This window comes from Bradyrhizobium erythrophlei, from assembly GCF_042430365.1.
Lineage (GTDB): Bacteria > Pseudomonadota > Alphaproteobacteria > Rhizobiales > Xanthobacteraceae > Bradyrhizobium > Bradyrhizobium erythrophlei.
Genome location: NZ_JBHMET010000172.1, coordinates 1 through 899, shown reverse-complemented (window position 1 = coordinate 899; position 899 = coordinate 1). Strand labels below are relative to the sequence as shown.

The following is an 899-nucleotide window of genomic DNA, read 5'->3' as shown; positions in this document are numbered from 1 at the left end:
GCGGCAGCTTTTCGGAGCAAGTGCTTGAGCTTGGCAAAGACCTGTTCGATGGGGTTCAGGTCGGGTGAGTATTTGGGCAGGAAGAAGAGCTTGGCTCCTGCGGAGCGGATGAGCTGGCGCACGATCCTGCCTCGGTGGCTGCCGAGATTGTCCATGATCACGATATCGCCGGGACGCAGCGTCGGAAGCAGGACCTTCTCGACATAGAGGCGAAAACTCTCGCCATCGATCGGCCCCTCGAGAAACCATGGCGCTTCGATCCGGTCATGGCGCAAGGCGGCCAGGAAGGTCATGGTTTTCCAGCGGCCGTGCGGAACCTTGGTGAGAAGCCTCTGGCCACGCGGTGCCCATCCCCGCAATGCCGCCATATCGGTTCTGGTCCAGGTCTCGTCGATGAAGACCAGGCGCTCAGGCTCGACGCGATCTTGATATTTGATCCACTGGGTTCGTCGCCTTGCCACGTCGGGACGATCGCGTTCGCCAGCCACCACGCTTTTTTTTGAAGCTGAGCTTCTCGGCATGGACGAACTCCCACACCGAGCGGTAGTCGACCTTCAGCCCACGTTCGGCGAGTTCGGCAACCAGCCCGCGCAAGGTGAAATCGCCCGCCTTGATCCGTTCCAACACCCAGACACGGTGTTCGCCAGAAATCGCCTTCGGCCGGTGCCCGCCCATCTTGCCGGGCGCGAGGCTGCCGGTCTCGCGCTGCCGTCGCACCCATCCAATGGCCGTGCTGACGGCAACCCCGAACTGCTCGCCGGCCTCGTTGCACGACAGCCCGCCGCTCACAACCGCCGCAACGACGCGCTTCCTAAAATCCAAAGAGTAAGGCTTACCCATCCATGCTGGCCTCCAGCCCAGCCAGCATGGTGAATCAGAAATCGCCCGATTTGGGAATC

At 61.7% G+C, this 899-nt stretch carries 1 pseudogene; it reads right to left on the bottom strand.

The annotated features are described in order from the left end of the window. Positions 1–840 (bottom strand): annotated as a pseudogene (locus tag ACFFWD_RS25505) (IS630 family transposase); the annotation flags it as partial. Between the last annotated feature and the right edge of the window lie 59 nt (positions 841–899).